Source organism: Mesorhizobium sp. M7A.F.Ca.US.005.03.2.1 (genome assembly GCF_003997795.1).
In the GTDB taxonomy this organism is placed as follows: Bacteria; Pseudomonadota; Alphaproteobacteria; order Rhizobiales; family Rhizobiaceae; genus Mesorhizobium; species Mesorhizobium ciceri.
The window spans coordinates 1-1,729 of sequence record NZ_RZRP01001104.1 but is presented as its reverse complement, the minus strand read 5'-3'; the positions used below and the strand labels follow the sequence as shown (position 1 = coordinate 1,729).

General features: G+C 58.8%; 1 protein-coding gene. It reads left to right on the top strand.

The features are described from left to right. Positions 1-188 precede the first annotated feature (188 nt). Entirely contained in the window at positions 189-719 is a 531-nt protein-coding gene (locus EN991_RS35110) for a DUF1003 domain-containing protein (protein ID WP_127370442.1), read from the top strand. The last annotated feature ends 1,010 nt before the right edge of the window (positions 720-1,729 follow it).

The following is a 1,729-nucleotide window of genomic DNA, read 5'->3' as shown; positions in this document are numbered from 1 at the left end:
CACCCCACAGACAGTAGTCGGTATGATGCACACGATTTCAGCACGGCACGCCCTTTCCCAATCGAACCGTCGGCAGCGACGTAAGCTGCGTGCCGACGAGTTCAAGCCAGGTCCGGCTCCGCAAATGTTCCAGGCGGGCGACAAGTGACGCCGCTTGCACCAGATCGTCGTTCAAACGAGCTTTCCAAATGAGCGACCAACGTCCAGCCAACACGCAGTCGGTGCTCCACCAGAACATAGAGGCACTGGTCGAGCACAGGCGACAACAGGAGGAGCACCAAAGCGTTCAGGTGCGGATTGCCGGCGCTATTTCGCGCTTCGCGGGGAGCATGATTTTCGTCTATCTGCATCTCGCAATCCTCGTGGCCTGGATCCTTGCAAACCTAGGCGCGATACCAGCCATCCCAGCTTGGGACCCAACTTTCGTGATCCTGGCCATGGTCGCTTCCGTCGAGGCAATCTTCCTGTCTACCTTCGTGCTGATCAATCAGAACAGAATGGCCGAACACAGCGAGCGCCGAGCGGAACTGGATTTGCAGATCAGCCTCCTTAACGAACATGAAACCACGCGGCTGATCGAGATGGTGGCTGCCTTGGCGGTGCGTCTGAATGTCTCCACCCCGGCCGACAAAGAGCTGCGGCAACTGGCAGAGAATGTCGATCCCCGAAAGGTGATGACCCAAATCCAGCAGGCTTCTGAAGATCAGCAGGAAGCTTGATCAAAGCGACCGCGCCGGCAAGCCGCCGCAGCGTACCAACCCGACACGAGCTTACAGCGAGAAACCATTCGCGCGGCTGCTGTAGGCCTGCAATCGTCCTCATCGTCTGGCACTTGGCTGTCGAAGCACCAAGCCCGTCTTGGCGTTGTCCAAGGCGACCTCAGGACGTCAATCGATCGCGGCAGCGTATCAGCGGCGATAGCGAGGTACACTGGGGAGCCGAAGGTGTTCCCAACAGCATAATATGATCACCAAGCCCTTCTTTCTGCCGCAGATCATAACGGCCGTACCTCAACTCTTAAATGCTCAGCAAGGTCCAGAAACTCACATCCAGGATTCGGATCTTGGCCCGAGCTGCTGACTGGATCGCACGCCGGCAAGTCTTACATGCCGTATCCTGCGCCGTGCTTCTGGCTCTTGGCCAATTATTTTCGCCTCACCAAAACTCCCGGAACATTCTGTCCATCCTGCGTTGGGCCGCGCCGGACAATCCCTCTTGCACAATCGCCTGTTGCCCGGCATCGGAAGCTGGATCCCCACAGCTTCAGCCCGCCTCGGCTCCCCACCCGAGGCGGGCGGCGCGGAGTTGATGCAAGCATAGAGACGCCTTCACCCCATCAGAGCTGGCCGTACTGAGCCGCGTTTTGGCGCGCAGCAACCCCAAAAAACGAGACCGAAACCAAGAGAGAACGGAGTGCATCGCGCATCCTGGCTTACTACCAAGCTGGGATAACGGACGAGGACAAACTCGAACAGCTTTCTCGACAATCCCTCGCGTGGTTATCGTCATTTCGGCAATTCAGCATGTGCACATACTAACTCCGGCGGACGGGCCACCGCGCGGCATGGCCCGACGCACAGAGCGTTCTGCCGGCGTCGAGCGTGATTCAAGGTGACAGAATCACAGCCGCCAGTTCTTAGGGCAGCTAGGAAGCAATGCATCAACGCCGCACCGGCTGCCCCGTCCTGGAACACTTTAATGCGCGCCGCCAGGAACGGGGTCGCCGTGC